The sequence below is a fragment of the Secundilactobacillus malefermentans genome, assembly GCF_008033155.1.
Taxonomy (GTDB): Bacteria; Bacillota; Bacilli; order Lactobacillales; family Lactobacillaceae; genus Secundilactobacillus; species Secundilactobacillus malefermentans.
This window is the reverse complement of record NZ_CP042371.1, coordinates 1,329,646-1,350,024: the sequence shown is the minus strand read 5'-3', so window position 1 is coordinate 1,350,024 and position 20,379 is coordinate 1,329,646. Positions and strand designations below refer to the sequence as shown.

Genomic DNA, 20,379 nt, shown 5'->3' with positions numbered 1-20,379 from the left:
GATGACCTATTTATCAGATACATTCACATTAGCTGGTCGGCTGATCAAACATAATTTACGTAGCGTCGACACAATTATCACGGTCATCATCATGCCGGTCATGATGCTCCTACTAATGGTTTTCCTTTTTGGCGGCGCCATTCAGATTGATGGCTTAAGTCATGCGGAGTATGTTAATTATGTACTCCCTGGAATCTTACTGATGACTATTGCAACGGGATCGGCCTACACGGCACTCCGAATAAATATGGATAAAACTTCAGGGATGTTTGACCGCTTCAAGTCACTCCCAATTTCAAAATCCGCGGTTTTAAATGGACAATCAGTTGCTTCGGTTATTTTCATGATGACCTCAACCTTAGTCGTCCTAGGTGTTGGATTCCTAGTTGGATTTCGAAGTCACGCGTTGCTTGTTGACTGGTTGCTCGTGCTCCTTATTCTGCTAGGAAGTGCCGTTGCCATCACCTGGATTTCGGTTCCATTTGCGCTGATGGCCTCCAGTATTGATGGTGCAAGTGCCTTCTCCTACATCATTCTGTTTCTTTTATTTGTCAGTTCCGCGTTCGTGCCAGTGACCGGAATGCCCAAGTTTATACGAGTTTTTGCTGAGAATCAGCCAATGACCCATATCATTCAATCGATTCGCGGATTGCTAAGTTCTCAACCGATTGGAAATCATGGATGGATTGCCTTAATTTGGATTCTAGCAATTATTATTTTATTTAGGTTCCTTGGCACGTTGATTGCTAAACGAGTATAGACAGTAGGTGTGACAAAAGGTGGTTAGCTTCCGAGCGTAACCTAGATTGACGAAGAATCCCGTACCTGGATTATTTGTTAATCGTAGTTAGGCATAGGAAGTTATCTTTTGGAGCCCGATTAGGATTAAGTAGTAGAAAATAGGAAGAGGTTGAAACAAAGCTTTTGCTTTGTTTCAACCTCTTTTATCCCAGCATCATCCCTAAACCAACTGCCATCAGCCCCAGAACCACCGAGCCAACCACGTAGAGAACTGCCATTTTTACCCAACGTTCCTTGATTAAGCCAATCGTTTCAAACGCCATTGTTGAAAATGTCGACATGCCGCCACAAAAACCAATTCCTAATAATCCGTAAAAGGTTCCGTCTCCATGGCTCATCGTCATGAAGATTCCCAACGAAAAACACGCAATAACGTTAATAATCAGCGTTCCTAGTGGAAAATAGGTCCGCCACATAAGCTTGAAAAATCGCGTTAACTCATAGCGAACGACTGCACCTACGCCAGCGCCAAGTGCAACAAACGGAATCATCATTCTGACACCTTCTTTAGTTTGTGACCAGCTTGGACTCCTAGGTATGACCCAGCTAATCCAAAGACTAAACTGCCAAGCGTATAGAGTCCCGCAATCAACCAGTCATGCCCTATTAATAAGTTTAAAATTTCGAGTGTGAACGATGAAAACGTCGTGAAAGCACCGATTAAGCCCGTTCCTAATCCAAGAGATAACCGTGCTGGCACTCGCTCTGAAACTACCCAAGTTGTGTTCAGAAGGGCTAAAAAGAAACAGCCCACCAAATTTATGCTAAAAGTTGCAATTGGTAGTGGACTATTGGGAATTAATTGGTCGATACCGTAGCGCATTGTACCGCCAATCATTGCAAAAATAATGATGAATAGTTCGTCCATGTTGCCACCACCCTCTTTTGGTAAATACAAATAATATCATATCAAACTTTTCAAAAAGTGCCAAAAAAATTGAGTACACCGGTAATGGGTACTCAATTTTTATTTTGGGGCTTCATTTTTGTCGTAGTACTTTGGCGTATTTTGACCAAATGACTGAGTTTTCAGCCAGTCATTCAGTTGATTGCCTAATTGATCTGCCATTGAACCCGCCGCTGCAATTTGCGCTTTGGTAATACCGTCAACGTGGATGCCAGCAGTGATGGTACAACTCCCAGGTAAATTTGCTTGAATCGCCTTCGCAATCCGATTTGAAACGAAATCATCCTTATGGAATCGTCCGTCATGACTTGGAAATCTGACCGTTTGCGGTTCATCATTCCTTGTGAGCGTGGTGACGTCTCCAATATGCGGATGATCTCCACCAGTGATGACAATGAGCAAATCCTGGCCAATGACCGTTACTTTTGCGGAAATTTCATAGTTCTCCTGGTTAACGCTTATTTCAAAACTCAAGTGGCTCACTCCTTTTGATCAACTATAAAGGTCATAATACCGTGCTGACAGGCTTATTTCAACCATCTTTCTCCAAATAAAAAAGCAGGGGCCCACTCCTGAACACTATCAGGATCCCTGCTTTACTCAAATTCTATTTAGTCTTCATCATCGTCATCGTCTTCTTCAACGAGACCTTCCCAAGCAGTCTTGCCTAGAAGTGCTTGCAATTGACGAATTGCTTGATTGTTATGACCACGGAGCGCTGTCAAAAATGCAGCCATTGCTGGTCGAGATTCTTTTTCAGCTAATTTGATGGCACGATCGACAAATAGGTTTTGCGTGTTGTAGTCGTGTGCCGCAATATCAACTAACTCTTCAGCAGTGAGATACTTATTGCGTCCGTTTTCCTCAAGCATCGAATACTTGGTGTACTCCGCAACCGTTGAAGGCGCAATTTCATTTTCGTCGAGTAAAACGAGGCCAAGTTCATCATAATCTTGACGAGTTTGCTCGATTAATGACTTAAATAAGTCACTAATTTGAAACGCTTGCAACCCCTTCACGTACCACTGAGCCTGGTGCAATTTCACGTTATTAACCACTAAGTTTGATAAAATGTGACCCGTCATGGCACCAGCCGTTGGTTTATGGTGATCAACGTCTGCTTGCTTTAATTCTGCTTCATATTTTGCATCTACATCTGTCATATTAATTTCCTCCTGAATGTCGCTTACTTAACTTACAAATTCAGTTTAACGCGCATCCAGAAAGTTTAATTTGATCTAGGTCAATTTTGCTAAATTAATTATCAAATCCGTTCATCACGAACATGGCAAAGCCACCCACAACGACCGCTAATATTAAGGCGCCACCAACCGCAAGGCTAAAGAAGAACCCCAGCCCACCGCACAGCAACAAAATAATAAAGAGGATTGGGTGGCGGAAGCAAAACTTAATGAATCCAATGATAATCTTGAAAAACAAAAGAACAAACACGATAATTCCGGCAATGATGCCAATTTGGCCTGCATTGCTAGCTGTAACTGAAAATAATGTACTCATTTAATAGGTTCCTTTCACTTTTGATAAATCGATTTCAGACCTTTTAAATCGGCATCGGACAGCGTGGTGATTCCCTGATCGATTGGATACATCAAATAACTCTGCTGGTCGCTATGTCCCAGCCCAAGTGCATGTCCCAGTTCGTGCATCGCAACCGATAATTTAACCGATTGCGAATACTTAATATTTAATCCAGAACGGGCATGGTTGGCAGTATAAGCGCCGAAACCATATTGCTGAATAATTTGCGGACCTCCATGGCCCAACTCAACTGCTCCCTGTTGCTTATCGGACATATTCTTTTTATAGACGAAAAAATTAATCTGATTTTGCTTGGCGGTTCCTTCACCAGCTATTAATTTAACCAAACCGGTTTGATTATACTTTTCAACCGCCTGCTCAAATACGTTTCGAACTGATGTGGGCACGTTCTTAGAAAAATGGTAGTAATAGGTTTTCGATAGCCCACTTGATGGGACATTCGATTCCAAAGGCGTTTCTTTTTTAGAGGAGGTTGTCACCGTTTTTGATTCACTACGACTCTCCTCTTTTGGAGAGTAAGCTTGCTTTATTTGGGGAATCGTTAATTCAATTGATTTTTTTACTTCGGTTATTGTGGCTGCGGCTGAATCGCGTAAGTCTTCGTTTTCATACACAACTCCAGCACCAATTAATAAGAACAGCCAAAAGAATAGGGAAAGACGTTTCAAACTGACTCCTCTTTTCAAATTACTTAGTGGTTTAGCGTTAGATAACTATAATCCGTTTCAGAGAAAACGGCTACATTTTTGGCCTACCTTAACGCTTTATTAGTGAAAATATAAGAAAAAATCAAATAAGCCGATAGACCACGATGGTCTACCAGCTTTTTTTAATTCACTCTAGAAGTTTTGGAACATGCCACCTTCGGCCATCAATTGCACATAATCGCCTGCAGTTTCACTCCGATTCCAATCTCGCTGCAATTCACATGCCAATTGTGCAATGCTCGTTAGCTGCGCGCCAGCTTGTTCGATTCGCCGAAGCGCAATTTCATGGGCAACGGTTGAGGTTCCACCAACCGCATCCACAACTGGAAAGACTTCATAGCCTTCCTTTAACGCATCCAAAGTTGGAAATGCTAAACAAGCTTCAGTCCATAATCCAGCAATAATAAGTTTTTTCCGGCCAGTTGCCTTAACCGCCTGTTTAAATTCAACATCTTCCCATGCGTTGATGGTTGTTCGATCATAGCTCACGTTGTCGGGCAGCAGTGACCTCAACCGTGGAATCGTATCTTGATTTCGGTGGGTGCCAACATTCACGGTGGAAAGTACCGTTGGGACCTTGTACAAATTCATTAGCTTAACGGTTTCTTCAATATGATCTAGCAACTCCCCGCGGGGAACTGAACTAACCGAATCAATTTGAACGGGTTGATAATCAATTAATAAGAATACTGAGTTTTCAGGGGTTAACAGGTTGTCATTCTGGGGATCTCGTCTTGCTTCACTCGTCATGCGAATCGCTCCCTTTTTAGTTGTTAACGTAAAAGTAACCGCTTTCAAATTAAATTTCAAGCAATATGACTCCATAAAAAAACGGGCCCTTGCCCGTTTTAAAGCTTAAACTAATTTGCCAACCACTGTTAACTTCGATAAAACACTCTTACCGTGTGGGGCCTTCGTAATTTCTTCAGACAAATCCTTACCAGCGGTCAACCCATGGTGTTTGCCATTTTCCCAGGCACCAATTTCCGTTAGATCATAAACTAATCCGTCAATTGCTACGTAAGCCTTATGACCATCTTTCCCATCAAATTGGCTTAACTCTTCTTTAGTGAATTCTTTTTCTGCCATTAAAAATACCTCGCTTTCGTGTTCTTGAATTAAGTATAGCGCTTACATTTTCTTAGTCAATTTTTACCTATTGTGGCACGGCTAGTCTAACGCTAAAACTTTATAGTCAAAGTTCATTGCGTGAATGAACTTAAAAACATCGCTTGTCGCAACAAAAATGGTATGCGTATTCACGTTTGGATGAAAACTCATTCGGTCTTCTTCGATGATATCCCGATCAAAGAATACTTGAACATCCCGCTCTTGATTGTTAATCAGGCCAAATATTGACACCATCCCTGGGGCTAATCCCAATTTTTCCTGCAAACTTTCTGGCGATGCCATCTTGACTCGTTTGGCACCGGTCAACTCTTCAAACTCGTGAAAGTTTAGTCGCTTGGCGTCATCCATAATCAACAGGTAAAAGGCCGTTTTCTTCTTATTAGTCATGAACATTGACTTGGTCCGGACGCCCTCAATCCCAACAATGTATTGATCCGCCTCATCAGTTGTGAAGACGGCAGGATGATCCACCATTTGGTAAGAAATGTCGAGATTCTTCAATGTTTGCTTAACTTGTTCAAATTGCGTCATCAAAGGTGCCTCCTCTATTTAAACGTTAAGATAATCAGTGCCAAATTGATGACTGCTGGTAAAAATTGGATGAACAGAATTTTCTTGGTTGCGGTCATTGCGCCGTATAGCGCTACCACTGCAATAAAGACCATCAGCAAGCTTAAAAAGGTCAGCATTGTGCCAATGGGAAAAATAAATAGGGTGGCAATAATTAAAATTCCCAGCATCCCATTATAAATTCCTTGATTACCTAGGGCGACCTTAGTGTTGGGTAGCTTCACGTAATCGATTGGCATATCAAATGCGTTGGCCTTTACCGAATCACTCGCAAACATTTCTATTCCCATGATACCGATGTGTTCAATTCCAATTAGGGCGGATAAAATTATAATTATTAAGTTCATCAAATCACTCCTCACCCCTTAAGAATGCCCCAAATCACTAAAAAAATCTAGCAAGCCGACTATTTTTCAAAAAAAGGAGACTGGCAAATTGCCAATCTCCTTACCCCTTAATTAAAGAGGCTGATTATCATGTTTTCCAAATTGACGCACGTGTTCCTGCGCAATCGCCACAATCGTCTTAGCGGTCAAAGCCATGGCTTCCGTTGTCACATACTCATACGGTCCATGAAAGTTGTCACCACCATTGAACAGGTTGGGCGTTGGAATCCCCTTTGCTGTTATCGCATTTCCATCGGTTCCACCACGAAACGGCTGAATATCAGGCGTTAAGCCAATCCTCCTGTAAGCATCCAATGCTAAATTCACGATGTAGGGATTTTTGCGAATTTCATCCCCAATATTTTGATACTGTTCCGTAATTTCCAACATGACTCGTTGCTCATCAAACCGACTATTAAGTCGATCGACAATCTTTTGAAGTACGCCTTCGTTTTTATGAAACCTTGGGGTATCAAAATCACGAATAATTAGTTAGATGCTGGCGTGAGCCACCGTTCCATCAAAATGATTAACCAGAATAAAGCCGTCATGATCTTTACTTTTTTCTGGTACTTCATCTTTTGGAAGTGCGCTGATAATCTCGTTACCAAGCGTCACCGCGTTGACCATCAAACCATACGCATCGCCGGGATGCACCGCAGTCCCCGCTATTTCAATTTTAGCTTCCGACGCATTAAACGTTTCGTATTCAAATTGCCCCGGCTGCCCGTTATCTAACGTATAGGCAAAGTCCGTTCCAAAATGGGCTGCATCGAACCGTTTGGCACCTCGACCGATTTCTTCATCTGGTCCAAATGCAATGCGAATGGGACCGTGTTTCACTGATGGATTCTTAAGTAAGAATTCTAAGGCCCCGAATAAAGCCGCAACTCCTGCTTTATCGTCTGCGCCAAGGAGCGTCGTCCCATCTGTCGTAATGAGTCGTTGGCCCTTCACCTTTTTTAAATTGGGAAACTCGCTCACTTTCAACACAATGTTTTGTGCTTCATTTAGCACGACATCTTGACCATCATAGTTCGGATGGACTTGCGGTTGAATATTATCTGCCGGAAAATCGGCCGTATCCAAATGGGCGATGAACCCCAACGCGGAGATTCCTTTGCTGGCATTTCCTGGCAGCGTCGCAGTGACGTAGCCATTCGTTTCATCAAATTTTACTTCTGAAACACCGAGTTTCTTCAAATCGGTTTCAACTTGTTTAGCGAGGACTACCTGTCCGGGCGTCGTTGGTACCGTTTGGCTACCTGCGTCAGAGCGAGTATTCACTTTTGCGTAATCAATGAACAGCTTTTCAATATAATGCTGATTAATCTCACTCATGCATTTCACCACTTATTTCGTAATATAGGTTGTCTTCCAGTCATAAGGCACTCCTGCAGGGTTGTAGATAATTCCCTTCACGTTTGAACGAACGAGCTGGGACTTTGCTGCTTGGTAAAGTGGAACGGTGCCTTGGTCATTTAAGAGCACTTTTTCGGCCTCTACCAATTTAGCCCAACGTTCTGAAGCATTGTTGGCATCCTGGTTTTCTGATTCATCCAGTAACTTATCAAATTTGCTGTTGCTGTAACCGGACGTATTGTAGCTAGATCCCTTTTCGTAAACGTCCAAGAAGTTAATTGGATCCGCAAAAACTGATTGCCAACCTTTGACGGTAATGTCGTACTGCTTTGAACTTTGTTTTTGAATCAAAGTGACATATGGAATCGTTGAAATTGACACCTTAACGTTCGGCAACTTTTGAAGTTCCGTTTGTAGGAATTCAGCGGTTTGTTTACTACTGTCGGTATCGGAAACAAGTAAGGTCACGTCAATATTCTTGAGACCTGTTTGCTTGTAACCCTTCTTGAGGAGCTTCTTAGCTTGGGCCAAGTCGTAACTAACGGATGACTTAACTTCGGATTCTTTATCAAATGCCTCGCCCGTCTTCGGGTTATTTCCCATTCCTGCTGGAACAAATCCCTTTGAAGGTTCTGACCCATCTTGGAGGACATTTTTGGTCAATTGCTTACGATTGATAGCTAATGAGAAGGCCTTTCGAACGTTCACATTTTTGAAGGCTTTGACCTTGTTTTGGTTAAGTTCCAAACGTTGAGTCCCAGTTGGGAGGCGTTTAACGAAATCAGAACTAGCCTGGTTATTCTTAACTTGTTGGCCACTTAATAACGTTTCGTCAACTTGTTTTGATTTAAATAAATTGTAGCTGGTCGTCGTGCTGACCGTAACCAATTCATTAATCTTCGTCAAATGAACCGACTTTTTGTCCCAGTATGACTTGTTTTTAACCAACGACCACTTGTCGCTTTGGCCGTTCCACTTTGTGAGCTTGAAAGGACCGCTATAGACAGAGTACTTGGCCTGAGTGCCATACTTTTTGCCGTACTTTTGAACCGCATTTTGATTGACGGGGTAGAAAAGTGGCCATGCGAGTAATTTTTTGAAATAGGTAACGGGTTTCGTCAAATTAACGGTGAGCTTGTACTTGCCATCCGCCTTAATGCCTAAACTACTTAATGGTTTCTTACCAGAATTAATGGCTTCCGCATTTTTCACTTGGTAAAAGTAGAAGGCGTCCTGAGAAGCGGTTTTAGGATTAACCGTGCGTTGCCAAGAATAAACGAAATCTTGAGCGGTTACGGGATCCCCATTTGACCACTTGGCATTCTTCCGAAGTGTGAAGGTGTATGTCTTACCACCATTTGTAACTTTCGTGTCCGTTGCAAGCGCGCTGTTATCCTTAGCAGCCCCCTTACTGTTTAACCGATAGAGACCTTCTTGGGTTTCCATCAACGTGTTAAAACTTAACGTGTCTGTTGCCTTTGAAAGATCGGCAGTTGCCAATGTTGAGGCTTCCGTCCAGTTGAGTTCCTGCGTCTTTGCTAACTGTTTATCACTGCTTGATTTTGCTTGACTGCCACAACCCGCTAATACTAATGCAATTAACGCAGCTGCTCCAAATAATGTTGCTTTCCGACTCATAAAAACTTCCCCCTCAAATTAAAAAAGTCGCCCTCATTGCTGAAGGACGACTTTCGCGTTACCACCTTAATTTATGACGTACTCACATACGCCACCTCAAAACTTCTGTTGCCAAAAGTTAGAGGCTTTAACGTGCCTAATTCCGAATAGTCAGCTTGCACTGCCTATTAACTCAGAGCTCATCTTCACCCAGTTTTTAGATCCGCATTCTCACCAATCTGCGGTCTCTTCAATCTTGATTACTGGACTACTCTTCTCATCATTGTTGATTGTTCCTCATATATTTCTAATATGATTTTAATATTATCATTTTTTATTAAAGTGTCAAGGCGGGATTTTAATTTCTAGTCAAAATTGACGTCATTTGGGAATCTTGCAATTCTTGCACCCTTCCCCAGATCCTCTTCAATTCTAAGCAACTGATTATACTTTTCCACACGTTCAGAACGAGCTGGAGCCCCCGACTTTAATTGGGCTGAATTTGTTGCAACCGTAAAGTCAGCAACAAAGGTATCACCCGTTTCACCCGATCGATGGGAAATCATCGTTGTGTAACCATTTTTACGAGAGAGCCGAACTGCTTCAAGCGTTTCAGTAACCGTTCCAATTTGATTTAATTTGATTAAAATTGAGTTCGCCAGTCCCTCTTTGATTGCCTTCGTAATTAATTCAGGATTCGTGCAAACGGGATCATCCGCCACGATTTGAACTTTGTCGCCCATTTCCTTGGTGAAGGTCTCAAAGTTTTCCCAGTCGTCCTCACTAAAGGGATCTTCAATAGAAATGATTTCTGGAAATTCCTTTAGTAACTCTTTGTAGTACTGACCCATTTCTACGGCGGTTTTATGCGTGCCTTCAAAATCATACTGCTTGGTCTTCGTGTTATAGAAGTAGGAAGCAGCTGCGTCAAACGCAATCGCAATTTCCTTGCCTGGCGTATAGCCAGCCTTTTGAATCGCTTCGTGCAACATTTTAAGTGCCTCAGTCGAAGAATCCAAATCTGGTGCGAACCCGCCTTCATCGCCTAAACCTGATTGGTAGCCAGCGTCTTCAATCACCTTTTTTAAGGTGTGATAGGTATTCGCAATTTTTTCAAATCCATCACGAAAACTGGTTCGCTCAACGGGGGTAATCATGAACTCTTGCATGTCGATGCCGTTGTCTGCATGTTCGCCACCATTAATGACGTTATGGAAGGTTTGTGGCAATTCCAAGTCTGTTCCACCTAAATACCGGTAAAGGGGAATTCCTTCATAATTGGCGGCAGCACGGGCCGTTGCCATCGAAACGCCTAAAATGGCATTTGCACCTAAACGGGCTTTATTTTTGGTGCCATCTAGGTCAATCATTATTTGGTCAACGTTAGCTTGATTAAGTGGAGATACGCCCTTTAGCGCTTTATTAATTTCGGTATTGACGTTATTGACAGCCTTGCTAACCCCTTTGCCCATAAGGCGGTTTCCGCCATCACGCAATTCAACTGCTTCCAACTCACCAGTTGAAGCGCCAGAAGGTACTTCTGCCCTGCCTAACGTGCCATCCGACAAAATAACGTCGGCTTCAACGGTTGGGTTTCCTCTTGAATCAAAAATTTCTCTAGCTTTGACTTGTTCAATTACAATACTCATCAAAAATTCCTCCTCAATTATGTCTAAAAAAAAGACGTCTGCTAGGAGAAAAACTCCTAACAGACGTCGTCAATTATCTTAGATAATATTACGTGAACGTCATCACGTATTCGATTACAACTGAATTATAGGTCAACGTTAAACTGAATGCAAGATGCGTTACTCTAATTTAGTTAGGCCCCATCTTCTATTTATATACACTCTTTTGGAAACCTGTTATTCTAATATCACCAAATACCTCGTTTAAGGAGTTCGTTATGAAAATTATTAAACTTAACGAAGCTAATTCCAGAGCCCAATTTGAAGTCAGTCAAATTTTTGTTGATGGTTTTTACGACTGGCTAAAATTTTTTTCAAAAGATCGGGAGAAACTTTCTCGCGCTTTTGCGCACATTTTTAATGCTGATGTCTTTTATATTGCTGTTGAAGATGGTGCTGTTATGGGCTTTGCAGCTTGTACTAATTCTCAGCATCCGTCAATCATGCTCAATAAAAAGGAATTTCGGAAACACTTTGGGTTAATAATGGGCACAATTGCTTATCGAATTTTGCACAGGGAACTTGAGACCAAGCCCTATCCGTTCACCCTCGAACCAAATATGGGAGCGATTGAATTTGTGGCAACTTCAGCTAATCATCGGGACAAAGGTGTCGCAACCGCCTTAATTAACTATCTCCATGAAAATACGCCATTTAGCTCGTACGTTCTTGAAGTAGCAGATTCAAACTTGAAGGCCATTAATCTTTATAAAAAGTTGGGCTATCAAGTTTTCATGAAAGTTTCAGAAAAACACGCTAAGCAAAGTGGCTTCGAAAACTATCTGTATATGAAATATAGTCAATAAGCACCAAACTCGTTTTCGCCAACTTAACCCTGTAAACTTAAGGTAGACAAAGCTAAGGAGGCAATTTCATGACAAATGCAGCTAGTGATCATCCAGAATTTCCTGCCCATCCGCGGGATCCTAACCGGACGAAACCGCCTATGCCAAAGGAACAACCCCCTATCAAGCCGGAAGTAATGCCCAAACCAGGGCCAATCGAACATCCGCTTCCAACTCCTGGAAAGGCGCATCCGCCAATTCCTGAGGAGCATCCGGAAAAGGAATCGTAAACAAAAACAAGGGTGCGACAAAAGGCGGTTTGCTTATGAGCATAGCCTAGATTAACGAATAATCCTGCACTTGGGATTGTTTGTTGATCGTAGCTAGGCGGAGAAAGCAGCCTTTTGGAACCCGACTAAGCAAAAGTATTCGGAAATAACAGAGCTGGGACAAAACAAATGTTTTGTCCCAGCTCTGTTATTTCTATTGATCCAAATATTCCTTCGTTGACGCAATAATTTCTTGCAATCCTTTTTTAGCATCCGAGAAGAACATTCCCGTCTTATCATTTGAGAATAACGGATTTTGAATTCCTGCGTAACCCGTGCTCATCGAACGTTTGATGACCACGATTGATTTCGATTTATCGACGTCCAAAATTGGCATCCCCGAAATCGCCGTGTTTGGTTCACGTGCTTCCGGATTAGTGACGTCATTTGCACCAATAACCAACGATACATCGGTGCTTTCAAACATCGCGTTCGCATCCTCAAGCTGTTTCATTTGATCGTAAGGAACGTTCACTTCTGCCAAAAGAACATTCATATGCCCAGGCATTCGGCCGGCCACTGGATGAATGGCGTAATTAACGTTGATGTCGTGATCACTCAATAACTTAGCCAATTCGGCAACTTCGTGTTGCGCCTGTGCAGCTGCTAACCCGTATCCAGGAATAATCATGACGTTCTTGGCATAGGCGAGCTGAACCCCGATATCATCAGCGGTCGTTTCCTTTACGTTAACTGGCACATCAGATTTCGTTGCAGCGCCACTATCACCGGTACCAAATCCACCGGCGATAATGTTTGCAACAGAACGGTTCATTGCTGCAGCCATTTGTAAGGTCAAAATGGTTCCGGCCGCACCAACTAAGGCACCCGCGATAATCAAAACTTGGTTATCGATGACGAAACCAGCCATTGCAACTGCCAAACCAGTAAAGGCGTTCAATAGCGATACAACCACTGGCATATCAGCGCCACCGATTGGAATGGTCATTAAAATTCCAAAGACTAAACTTGCGATAATTGCAATTAGGAGCGTTGAGACGCTGGTCGCAAAGCCAACCGTCATCGCAATCGCACCAATAATGACTAGAACGACTAGTCCATTTAGGAGCTTAGCGCCAGGAAAACTAATCGGTTTACCGGAAATCTTACCAGCTAATTTTCCGGTCGCAATTAACGACCCCGAGAAGGTTACACTCCCGATAATCAAATCCAGAATCACTGGAATTGAAAAGGCGAGCGATAACATTTTTCCGTTAGGTTGACTGAGGTAATCAAAAGCCCCGATTGCGGCGGCTGCACCACCACCAACTGCGTTAAATAAACTAACCAGTTGAGGCATATCGGTCATTTTAACGGTTCGCGCCTTAGCGGCACCGTAGCCAACTCCGATAACAAGTGCAACGACCAACAATATCCAGCCGATTAACGATGCTTCACTTTTTTCAATCGCCACTACAAAGGTCATAATGACGGCTAAAAACATTCCGACTGCTGAAAGACGATTCCCATTACGCGCCGACTTTGGCGTTCGCATCATGTGCAACCCAATGACGTAGCAAATCGCACTCACTAAGTAGAATAAAGAAACAATTGTCATTGTCACTGACATCATTTGTCATCCCCTCCCTTCTCAGAATTCTTGGGAGTCTTAGGCTTGGAGAACATCGTCAGCATTCGATCGGTGACAACGTAGCCACCTGCAACGTTAATTGCCCCCAAAAGAACTGCAATAAACGCAATTACGTAGAATAAAGGTGTTTGGGCCTCTAACGCAATTAAAATACTACCAACCACAACAACGCCATGAATCGCATTTGCACCGGACATCATCGGGGTGTGTAAGGTTGCTGGAATCTTACTAATTACTTCGAACCCAACGAGCAAGCTCAAAACGAAGATGGCTAAATTTGTAAATAACTGTTGACTCATCTTAACGGCCTCCTTCAGTTGGCTCTGACGCTGGCTCAGGTAATTCAGGTAACTTTAAGGCCTTCCGAAGGCGAGCGTTGATAATCTCACCACCGGTTGTGGCAACCAGTCCCTTAAAGACGTCGTCAGTTGGATCAATTTTAATTTCATCCTCAACCACTAAGGCGTTAATGACTGCCTGAACATTTTTTGAAAATAATTGTGAGGCGGAATTTGGTAATTGGCTGGCTAAGTTGCCCGCACCCACGACCATCACTTGGTTATCAGTTGTAATCGTCTCATCTGGTTTACTGGATGCCACGTTACCACCCAGATTGCTAGCTGCTAAATCAATGAATACGGTTCCTGGTTTTGCGCTATCAACACTAGATTGAGGAACTAACAGCGGTGGTTTGTGTCCTGGCACCTGAGCAGTCGTGATAATGACATCATTTTGTGCAATAAAACCAACTAATTCAGCTTGTTGTGCCTGTTGCTCTTCAGCCGTTAGTTCACGCGCATAGCCGCCCGAACCGGACCCATTTGCGACAGAGCTGGTCAAAAAAGTAGCTCCGAGGGATTCAACCTCCCCCTTTGACGCCGCTCGAACATCGTATCCGGAAACGACGGCGCCCAATCGCTTGGCAGTTCCAATGGCCTGAAGTCCCGCAACACCAGTTCCTAAGACAAGTACCTTAGCTGGCTTAACGGTACCAGCGGCCGTAATCATCATTGGAAAATACTTCGGGTATAAATCACTCGCAACTAAAGCCGCTTTGTAGCCGGCAACACTAGATTGTGAGCTCAAAACGTCCATTGATTGCGCCCGGCTAATGGTTCTTGGTAGCAGTTCAAAGGATAATGCGCTTACATTTTTCTCCGCCAACGCAGTCATTTTGGCTGGTTCAATCAGTGAATTCAATAACCCTAAAATAACCTGGCCAGCTTTTAATTTGGCCAAAGTTTCATCCCCAGGATTATTAATCACCGCAATAACATTGCCGTCATCAAGCGCGGTCTGGCGATTTACCACCTTTGCACCTGCTTGTTCATAACTCGCATCACTATAGTAAGCTGATGCGCCTGCACCCTTCTCAACTAAAACGGTCATGTTGTTTTTGACTAACTTTTTCGTAACCTCCGGATCAATTGCGACCCGATTTTCCTGTGGCTGTGTTTCTTTTAATACTGAAACCACAATACTCATTCAAATGACCTCCCCTGTTTCATACTCTTCTTCAGAATTTGTCGCTAAACATAAAAGGAAGTTGTCACAAAACCAATGTTTTGTTCAACCTCCTTTATTATACCAAATTTACGGAATCACCTTTGCTAAATAGCGTAATCCCTTTTAACTTGTTTAATTGAACTGGTACTTAGCTTTGCGCCTTTTCGGGGTGTCCCTGAAGGTAAATGACGTGGGTGTTCAAGAATTCTTCAATTCCATGACGACCATCGTCACCACCAATCCCTGATTCTTTCCAACCAGAGTGTGACCCATTCATGGCTTCAAAGTTGAATCGGTTGATATAGGTTTCACCGTCTTCAAGTTCATTCGCAGCACGAGAAGCTGTATCCAAATTTTCAGTGAAAATTGAAGAAGTTAAGCCAAAGTCACTGTCATTTGCCATTTCAATTGCGTCATCCAAGGTCTTGAAGGTAACAATTGGTAGAACAGGTCCAAAGATTTCATCTTGAACAATTTCCGAATTCTGTTTAACATTCACAATAACAGTTGGTGCATAATAGAATCCTTTTTCAATCTCAATCTTATGACCGCCAGTTGTCACTTTGCCACCGGCTTCAACGGCTCGTTTGACCATTCCGTCAACCTTGTCTAACGCTGCTTGATTGATTAATGGACCCATTCCAGAATTTTTATCTGAAATTGGATTTGCCACCTTAATTGCCGCCATCTTTTTCGTCAATTTGTCGATAAATTCGGTTGCAACATCTTCTTGAACATAAACTCGCTCACAGTTGTTACATAACTGACCATTATTATCAACTCGTGAATCAATGATGGATTGAACTGCCAAATCAATGTCCGCATCGCTGCAAACAATGGCTGGGGCTTTTCCACCCAACTCCAAGGATACCTTTGCCATATGTGTAGCAGCGGCTGCCATGACTCGTTTTCCTGACCCAACGGACCCAGTCAAACTAATAATGCCAATCTTCTTGTTGTGTGATAATTCATCACCAACGACTGAACCAGGACCAGAAACGAAATTCACAACACCCTTAGGAATGCCAATTTTGTCAACAATCTTAGCAAACTCCAAAGCTAAGTTTGGTGTGTCTGAACTAGGCTTCAACACAATTGTATTACCCGTTACCAAAGCTGGACCCATTTTACGGGCAATCAAGAAGAATGGGAAGTTCCAAGGTAAAATACCTGCCGCAACCCCGATTGGCTGTTTGGTAATCATGATGTTTTCATGCGCATTGTCTGATTGTAAAATTTCACCTTCATAAGTTCTTGCAGCGGAACCCATGTAATCAAAGTAATCAGCTGAGAACATAATTTCAGTTGTCGCCAAAGATTTAATTTTTCCCTGTTCCTCTTGTAGTAACGCAACTAAATGATCCTTCTGGTTTCGAATCTCAGTTGCCAGATCATGTAGATATTGTCCTCTAGTTGCTGCGGGAACCATTTTCCAGGTCTTTTGAGCTTCGTATGCATCATCAATTGCTTCCTGTGTTTCTTCACGAGTCGCACTTGGAACCGTTGAAATTTGCTCCCCAGTTGAAGGATTGATCACTGTTAATAGTTTGCCTGAAGTTGAATCCTTAAATTCTCCGTTGATGTACATTTTGTAATGCTTTAACTTTGTCAATGTCTCTGACATCGTAACTACTTCCTTCCAAATTTGGAAAATAACGCACTTCATTTTGACAACGACTAATTGATGCCTATCATCCTCAACTGATAAGTCGATTTGTAGTAAACACTTTTATATTTGTGAAATTAATCACATTTACTTATCGCCTTCGTTATAGTCCCTTTTTGGTGAGAATGAAAGTCTTTTGTCGAAAAAAAGCAAAATTAATTATTTGATAGTGATTTCCATGTAAAACTGATATGCTTTAATGACACATGGATATTTGGAGGAATAAACGATGGTATGGTTAGAATTATTCGTTGCCGGTATTTTTGAAACCGTTTGGGCAACACTGATGAAGTACAGTCATGGATTTACAAAGTTGGGATTCTCAATTGCGACAATCGTCACCATGGCAATTAGTATCCTGCTTTTAGCACGGGCCACCAAGTCCCTTCCGCTTAGCATTGCCTACCCTGTTTGGACTGGAATTGGCGCAGTTGGTAGCATCCTTGTCGGTGTCGTTTTGTTCAAAGACGCTCTTTCTCCCCTTACTTGGGGATTTGTTGCATTACTGATTATTGGAATTGTTGGAATTAAAATGACAACTGGAAGTTAAAAAGAACGGCCAAAAATTGGCCGTTCTTTTTAGTCTACCGTTGCATCCTGCTCAATGATTGGGTCAAACAGTCCCCAACTAAAGACAGACATTACCTTTTTAAAGTTTTGAGTGGGTAGTTTACCCTTATTCGCCATGGTTGCGTATTCGCCGCCAGGTTCCTTGAGTCGGTGCGGTGTTAAATAAAACCCGTTGCGTTCATAGAATCGCACCCGTTTTTGGCGTTGATCATAATTGGGAGCATTTTCGTCTAGTGGTTCAACGTTTAAAACGATTTGCTTTTCGGGATAAGTTTCGAGTAACCAATTGATAAGTTTGGTTCCATAACCCTTTCCGCGAATGGCACCGTTAATCGCCAAGTAACTTACATAAATTGTCTGGTCAGCAAGACAATAATAAATGAACCCACACAGTGTTTCATCATCATAAAATGCCCTGAAAATTAACTGTTTTCGTAAGGTCATCAATGTTAGAATCTCCAGCGGATAAGTTTCGTTCGGTGGAAACGCACTCTTATAGAGCTTCTTAATTTCTGAAAAGTCCCTGGAAAATAGGCGTACGTTTTTTACTAGCATATAGTGTCCTTTCTATCTGTCTGTATTTAACGCCAGCGTAACATGGTGGCTTTTTTAAGACAAGAAAAAGACTGCAGCCGGTTCACTGCAGTCACAATCCACTTATTTACATAATCCCCGCTAAAATGATGCCAGCAATTATTGCCACGATGACGTAGCCGACCGCCACAACACTCGTGACTAATGCCGATTTTTTTGAATTTTGATTTTCCATTGAAATCTCCTCTATTCGTTATGCCGTTGCGAGTTTTGTCTTGTTCAAGAGTAAAGAACTAGCGACGACTGACAGTGAGCTAAGTGCCATTCCCAATCCGGCTAACTCTGGACTGAGTACTAAACCAAGGCCAAAAAAGACGCCTGCTGCAACCGGAATACCGAGTGAATTATAGATAAACGCCCAGAATAAGTTTAATTTAATTCGATTAAAGGTCTTTTTACTCAATTCCAAGGCCCGGACGACATCCATCAAGTCATTTTTAACCAAAACGATTCCGCCCGATTCAATCGCAATATCCGTTCCAGAACCCATAGCAATCCCAACATTAGCAGTTGTCAATGCTGGAGCATCGTTGATTCCATCGCCAACAAATGCGACCGGTGCCTGCTCCTGTAGTTTCTTAATATGGTCTGCCTTATCACCTGGCAAGACGTCGGCAATAACTTCATCGATTCCAACTTGATCCGCAATTGCTTGGGCAACCCGCTGGTTATCTCCTGTTAGCATTACCGTCCGCATCCCAGCCTTTTTCAAGGCTGCGATTGCAACGGCGGAACTTGGCTTGGGGGCATCCTGAATAGCAATTAATCCGATAATGTCACCATTCAAACCGACAACCACTACTGTTTTGGCTTCATTTTGAAGTTGGGTCATTTGCGCCTGTAACTCAGCCGACAGTTTGCTATCATCTAATAGTTTGGCATTTCCAACGAATGCTGATTGTCCGTCAACTTGCGCACGAACACCCTTCCCTTCAATTGCTTGGAAGTTTTGTAGGTTAGTGTCTTCAATATTCTTTCCGTTTGCTTTATCTAAAATTGCGGTCGCAAGTGGATGTTCTGAAGCAGATTCAAGCGCTGCTGCAATTTTGAGGACTTGGTTCTCGTCACCGATAATGTCAGTCACTTTTGGTTTACCAACCGTAATCGTTCCTGTCTTATCAAAAACAACCGTTTTGACGGTATTAACTGCTTCAAGAACTTCACCATTTTTAATTAAAATTCCCATCTTTGCACTGCGCCCAGTTCCAACCATTAACGCAGTGGGTGTTGCGATTCCAAGTGCACAAGGACAAGCGATAATAATCACTGAAACAGTGAACAGCATTGTGCTGACCGCACTTGCCCCCACGATTGAATACCAGACAACAAAGGTCAGAATAGCAATTATCAGAACGACGGGAACAAATATATCCGCAACTTTATCGACTACTTTTTGAATTGGTGCGTGGCTAGATTGGGCCTTCTTAACCATTTCAACAATCTGAGCTAATAACGTATCGTCACCAACTTTGCTTGCTTTAAACATGAAGGTTCCGTTACTGTTCATGGTTGATCCAATAACCGCATCGCCAACCTTCTTTTCAGTTGGCATGCTTTCACCCGTGACCATGGACTCGTCAATTGTTGAATTCCCCTCAGTAATGACGCCATCAACTGCAATTTTTTGGCCTGGCTTAACACGCAATATATCCCCCACAACAACTTCTGATAGTGGAATTGTCACCATTTTGCCATCACGTAAAACTTCAGCATTTTTAGCCTGCAAATTAAGGAGTTTCTCAACTGCACCCGATGCGCTATGTTTCATATTTTCTTCAAATACCTGTCCCAATAGAATTAGCGTAATCACTACAGCTGCATCTTCAAAAAAGACGCCTTGATTATTTAACATCGCGTAAACACTATAGAGATAGGCCGTTAAAGTACCAATCGCGACCAGTGTATCCATATTGGCATGATGATGTTTAAACGACGCCCAAGCAGTTTGAATAAAACCTCGACCAGATACCAACATAATTGCCGTGGTTAGCAGAAACTGACTCCAAACGCCTCCTGGAATCTCGTAGCCAAACGGCATCATCACCATGTTAATTAGGATTGGAATTGAAACGATTAATGAAAAAATGAATCGATTCCGAATACTCATGACTTCACGACCACCTTTCCGTGGAACATGTTCATGCCGCAAGCAAAGTCATATTCACCCGCTTTACTTGTATCAATTTCAATTGAATGGTTTTCATTTTGTGGTAAATACTCATTGATCCCGAATTTTTCAAAAACCACTTGCTCCAAACAGCTTGAGGGATCTTTCCGGTTAAAGTTAATTTTTGCTGGAATGCCCTGCTTTAGGACGACGGTTGCCGGTGAATAACCACCACTCACAACGACATCCACACTTTGACCATCGGACTCAACATCAGCAGTCACTGCCTTTGTAACGTGCTTACCAAAGAACCACCAAACAATAAACCCAATTAAAAGTACTGCAATAACGGCAACTAATATTTTATCCATGATGAAAGATCTCCTTTTATGTATAATATAGAATTATTATGATTACATTTGTAATCCACAAATTAAATATACACCCTATGTTTACGTTTGTAAACAGTGGAGACAAAAAAAACAATCTCCAATTAAGAGAT

General features: G+C 42.4%; 23 protein-coding genes, 1 pseudogene and 1 other annotated feature. Of the genes and pseudogenes, 4 read left to right on the top strand and 20 right to left on the bottom strand.

Annotated elements, in window-relative coordinates; translation table 11 throughout:
• Window position 1: 1 nt before the first annotated feature.
• Window positions 2–760 carry an ABC transporter permease gene (locus FGL90_RS06515; RefSeq protein WP_010620174.1) on the top strand — a complete coding sequence of 253 codons (759 nt, stop codon included), beginning with the start codon at window positions 2–4 and terminating at the stop codon, window positions 758–760.
• 184 nt (window positions 761–944) lie between these two features.
• Here the strand turns inward: FGL90_RS06515 and crcB are convergent, their stop codons facing one another.
• From crcB to eno, 13 genes and pseudogenes are all read right to left on the bottom strand, one after another.
• A complete protein-coding gene (gene crcB / locus FGL90_RS06510) occupies window positions 945–1,295 on the bottom strand; it encodes a fluoride efflux transporter CrcB (protein ID WP_010620175.1) in 351 nt (116 codons plus the stop codon).
• Window positions 1,292–1,669, bottom strand: a complete 378-nt coding sequence (locus FGL90_RS06505; protein WP_147657406.1) for a fluoride efflux transporter FluC — start codon at window positions 1,667–1,669, stop codon at window positions 1,292–1,294. Before FGL90_RS06505 ends, crcB begins: the two co-directional genes overlap by 4 nt.
• A gap of 99 nt (window positions 1,670–1,768) precedes the next feature.
• Window positions 1,769–2,182, bottom strand: a complete 414-nt coding sequence (lpdD, locus tag FGL90_RS06500) for a prenylated flavin chaperone LpdD (RefSeq protein ID WP_010620177.1) — start codon at window positions 2,180–2,182, stop codon at window positions 1,769–1,771.
• 137 nt (window positions 2,183–2,319) lie between these two features.
• Window positions 2,320–2,871, bottom strand: coding sequence for a ferritin-like domain-containing protein (locus FGL90_RS06495; RefSeq protein WP_010620178.1), 552 nt, complete (start codon window positions 2,869–2,871; stop codon window positions 2,320–2,322).
• Window positions 2,872–2,965: 94 nt separating this feature from the next.
• Complete coding sequence (locus FGL90_RS06490) at window positions 2,966–3,226, bottom strand: hypothetical protein (protein ID WP_147657404.1); 261 nt, start codon at window positions 3,224–3,226, stop codon at window positions 2,966–2,968.
• A gap of 14 nt (window positions 3,227–3,240) precedes the next feature.
• On the bottom strand, window positions 3,241–3,936 hold the full coding sequence (locus FGL90_RS06485) for a M57 family metalloprotease (RefSeq protein ID WP_010620179.1): 696 nt from the start codon (window positions 3,934–3,936) through the stop codon (window positions 3,241–3,243).
• Between the two features lie 171 nt (window positions 3,937–4,107).
• Entirely contained in the window at window positions 4,108–4,725 is a 618-nt protein-coding gene (locus FGL90_RS06480; protein ID WP_010620180.1) for a hydrolase, read from the bottom strand.
• A 105-nt stretch (window positions 4,726–4,830) separates the two neighbouring features.
• Window positions 4,831–5,064, bottom strand: coding sequence for a cytochrome b5 domain-containing protein (locus FGL90_RS06475; protein ID WP_010620181.1), 234 nt, complete (start codon window positions 5,062–5,064; stop codon window positions 4,831–4,833).
• 81 nt (window positions 5,065–5,145) lie between these two features.
• Entirely contained in the window at window positions 5,146–5,637 is a 492-nt protein-coding gene (locus FGL90_RS06470; RefSeq protein ID WP_010620182.1) for a prolyl-tRNA synthetase associated domain-containing protein, read from the bottom strand.
• Between the two features lie 14 nt (window positions 5,638–5,651).
• Window positions 5,652–6,023 (bottom strand): DUF1304 domain-containing protein, encoded by a 372-nt coding sequence (locus tag FGL90_RS06465; RefSeq protein ID WP_010620183.1) that lies wholly within the window; start codon window positions 6,021–6,023, stop codon window positions 5,652–5,654.
• Between the two features lie 111 nt (window positions 6,024–6,134).
• Window positions 6,135–7,403: pseudogene (gene pepT / locus FGL90_RS06460) on the bottom strand (peptidase T).
• 12 nt (window positions 7,404–7,415) lie between these two features.
• Window positions 7,416–9,062 carry a peptide ABC transporter substrate-binding protein gene (locus tag FGL90_RS06455; protein ID WP_010620184.1) on the bottom strand — a complete coding sequence of 549 codons (1,647 nt, stop codon included), beginning with the start codon at window positions 9,060–9,062 and terminating at the stop codon, window positions 7,416–7,418.
• Window positions 9,063–9,101: 39 nt separating this feature from the next.
• Window positions 9,102–9,334 (bottom strand) — a binding site (T-box leader).
• Window positions 9,335–9,406: 72 nt separating this feature from the next.
• Window positions 9,407–10,690, bottom strand: a complete 1,284-nt coding sequence (gene eno, locus FGL90_RS06450) for a phosphopyruvate hydratase (protein ID WP_010620185.1) — start codon at window positions 10,688–10,690, stop codon at window positions 9,407–9,409.
• Window positions 10,691–10,947: 257 nt separating this feature from the next.
• Here eno and FGL90_RS06445 point away from each other — a divergent pair, with 257 nt between their 5' ends.
• Window positions 10,948–11,535, top strand: a complete 588-nt coding sequence (locus FGL90_RS06445) for a GNAT family N-acetyltransferase (protein ID WP_010620186.1) — start codon at window positions 10,948–10,950, stop codon at window positions 11,533–11,535.
• A gap of 68 nt (window positions 11,536–11,603) precedes the next feature.
• Window positions 11,604–11,804, top strand: a complete 201-nt coding sequence (locus FGL90_RS06440; protein ID WP_010620187.1) for a hypothetical protein — start codon at window positions 11,604–11,606, stop codon at window positions 11,802–11,804.
• Between the two features lie 193 nt (window positions 11,805–11,997).
• Here the strand turns inward: FGL90_RS06440 and FGL90_RS06435 are convergent, their stop codons facing one another.
• The 4 genes from FGL90_RS06435 to aldA form a co-directional block, all read right to left on the bottom strand.
• Window positions 11,998–13,413: an NAD(P)(+) transhydrogenase (Re/Si-specific) subunit beta gene (locus FGL90_RS06435; RefSeq protein ID WP_029327578.1), complete on the bottom strand. Its 1,416-nt coding sequence runs from the start codon at window positions 13,411–13,413 to the stop codon at window positions 11,998–12,000.
• The gene (locus tag FGL90_RS06430) at window positions 13,413–13,733 is read right to left on the bottom strand and encodes an NAD(P) transhydrogenase subunit alpha (protein WP_010620189.1); all 321 of its coding nucleotides are present in this window, start codon (window positions 13,731–13,733) and stop codon (window positions 13,413–13,415) included. Before FGL90_RS06430 ends, FGL90_RS06435 begins: the two co-directional genes overlap by 1 nt.
• Window position 13,734: 1 nt before the next feature.
• Window positions 13,735–14,919 carry an NAD(P) transhydrogenase subunit alpha gene (locus FGL90_RS06425; RefSeq protein WP_010620190.1) on the bottom strand — a complete coding sequence of 395 codons (1,185 nt, stop codon included), beginning with the start codon at window positions 14,917–14,919 and terminating at the stop codon, window positions 13,735–13,737.
• 169 nt (window positions 14,920–15,088) lie between these two features.
• Complete coding sequence (gene aldA / locus FGL90_RS06420) at window positions 15,089–16,564, bottom strand: aldehyde dehydrogenase (protein ID WP_010620191.1); 1,476 nt, start codon at window positions 16,562–16,564, stop codon at window positions 15,089–15,091.
• A 271-nt stretch (window positions 16,565–16,835) separates the two neighbouring features.
• Here aldA and FGL90_RS06415 point away from each other — a divergent pair, with 271 nt between their 5' ends.
• Entirely contained in the window at window positions 16,836–17,156 is a 321-nt protein-coding gene (locus tag FGL90_RS06415; protein WP_010620192.1) for a DMT family transporter, read from the top strand.
• Between the two features lie 29 nt (window positions 17,157–17,185).
• On the opposite strand, the gene FGL90_RS06410 is transcribed toward FGL90_RS06415, so the two are convergent.
• The 3 genes from FGL90_RS06410 to FGL90_RS06400 form a co-directional block, all read right to left on the bottom strand.
• Window positions 17,186–17,731 (bottom strand): GNAT family N-acetyltransferase, encoded by a 546-nt coding sequence (locus FGL90_RS06410; protein WP_147657402.1) that lies wholly within the window; start codon window positions 17,729–17,731, stop codon window positions 17,186–17,188.
• 232 nt (window positions 17,732–17,963) lie between these two features.
• Window positions 17,964–19,877 carry a copper-translocating P-type ATPase gene (locus tag FGL90_RS06405; protein WP_147657400.1) on the bottom strand — a complete coding sequence of 638 codons (1,914 nt, stop codon included), beginning with the start codon at window positions 19,875–19,877 and terminating at the stop codon, window positions 17,964–17,966.
• Window positions 19,874–20,248 carry a cupredoxin domain-containing protein gene (locus FGL90_RS06400; RefSeq protein ID WP_147657398.1) on the bottom strand — a complete coding sequence of 125 codons (375 nt, stop codon included), beginning with the start codon at window positions 20,246–20,248 and terminating at the stop codon, window positions 19,874–19,876. The genes FGL90_RS06405 and FGL90_RS06400 overlap by 4 nt, the downstream gene beginning before the upstream one ends.
• Window positions 20,249–20,379 lie beyond the last annotated feature (131 nt).

Coding starts and splice junctions, on each gene's coding strand:
- FGL90_RS06425 (WP_010620190.1), bottom strand. CDS start 14,919: ATGAGTATTGTGGTTTCAGTATTAAAAGAAACACAGCCACAGGAAAAT.
- FGL90_RS06465 (WP_010620183.1), bottom strand. CDS start 6,023: ATGAACTTAATAATTATAATTTTATCCGCCCTAATTGGAATTGAACAC.
- FGL90_RS06455 (WP_010620184.1), bottom strand. CDS start 9,062: ATGAGTCGGAAAGCAACATTATTTGGAGCAGCTGCGTTAATTGCATTA.
- FGL90_RS06430 (WP_010620189.1), bottom strand. CDS start 13,733: ATGAGTCAACAGTTATTTACAAATTTAGCCATCTTCGTTTTGAGCTTG.
- FGL90_RS06490 (WP_147657404.1), bottom strand. CDS start 3,226: ATGAGTACATTATTTTCAGTTACAGCTAGCAATGCAGGCCAAATTGGC.
- crcB (WP_010620175.1), bottom strand. CDS start 1,295: ATGATGATTCCGTTTGTTGCACTTGGCGCTGGCGTAGGTGCAGTCGTT.
- FGL90_RS06405 (WP_147657400.1), bottom strand. CDS start 19,877: ATGAGTATTCGGAATCGATTCATTTTTTCATTAATCGTTTCAATTCCA.
- FGL90_RS06515 (WP_010620174.1), top strand. CDS start 2: ATGACCTATTTATCAGATACATTCACATTAGCTGGTCGGCTGATCAAA.
- FGL90_RS06475 (WP_010620181.1), bottom strand. CDS start 5,064: ATGGCAGAAAAAGAATTCACTAAAGAAGAGTTAAGCCAATTTGATGGG.
- FGL90_RS06440 (WP_010620187.1), top strand. CDS start 11,604: ATGACAAATGCAGCTAGTGATCATCCAGAATTTCCTGCCCATCCGCGG.
- eno (WP_010620185.1), bottom strand. CDS start 10,690: ATGAGTATTGTAATTGAACAAGTCAAAGCTAGAGAAATTTTTGATTCA.
- FGL90_RS06415 (WP_010620192.1), top strand. CDS start 16,836: ATGGTATGGTTAGAATTATTCGTTGCCGGTATTTTTGAAACCGTTTGG.
- FGL90_RS06445 (WP_010620186.1), top strand. CDS start 10,948: ATGAAAATTATTAAACTTAACGAAGCTAATTCCAGAGCCCAATTTGAA.
- FGL90_RS06495 (WP_010620178.1), bottom strand. CDS start 2,871: ATGACAGATGTAGATGCAAAATATGAAGCAGAATTAAAGCAAGCAGAC.
- aldA (WP_010620191.1), bottom strand. CDS start 16,564: ATGTCAGAGACATTGACAAAGTTAAAGCATTACAAAATGTACATCAAC.
- FGL90_RS06410 (WP_147657402.1), bottom strand. CDS start 17,731: ATGCTAGTAAAAAACGTACGCCTATTTTCCAGGGACTTTTCAGAAATT.
- FGL90_RS06480 (WP_010620180.1), bottom strand. CDS start 4,725: ATGACGAGTGAAGCAAGACGAGATCCCCAGAATGACAACCTGTTAACC.
- FGL90_RS06435 (WP_029327578.1), bottom strand. CDS start 13,413: ATGTCAGTGACAATGACAATTGTTTCTTTATTCTACTTAGTGAGTGCG.
- FGL90_RS06505 (WP_147657406.1), bottom strand. CDS start 1,669: ATGGACGAACTATTCATCATTATTTTTGCAATGATTGGCGGTACAATG.
- FGL90_RS06400 (WP_147657398.1), bottom strand. CDS start 20,248: ATGGATAAAATATTAGTTGCCGTTATTGCAGTACTTTTAATTGGGTTT.
- FGL90_RS06470 (WP_010620182.1), bottom strand. CDS start 5,637: ATGACGCAATTTGAACAAGTTAAGCAAACATTGAAGAATCTCGACATT.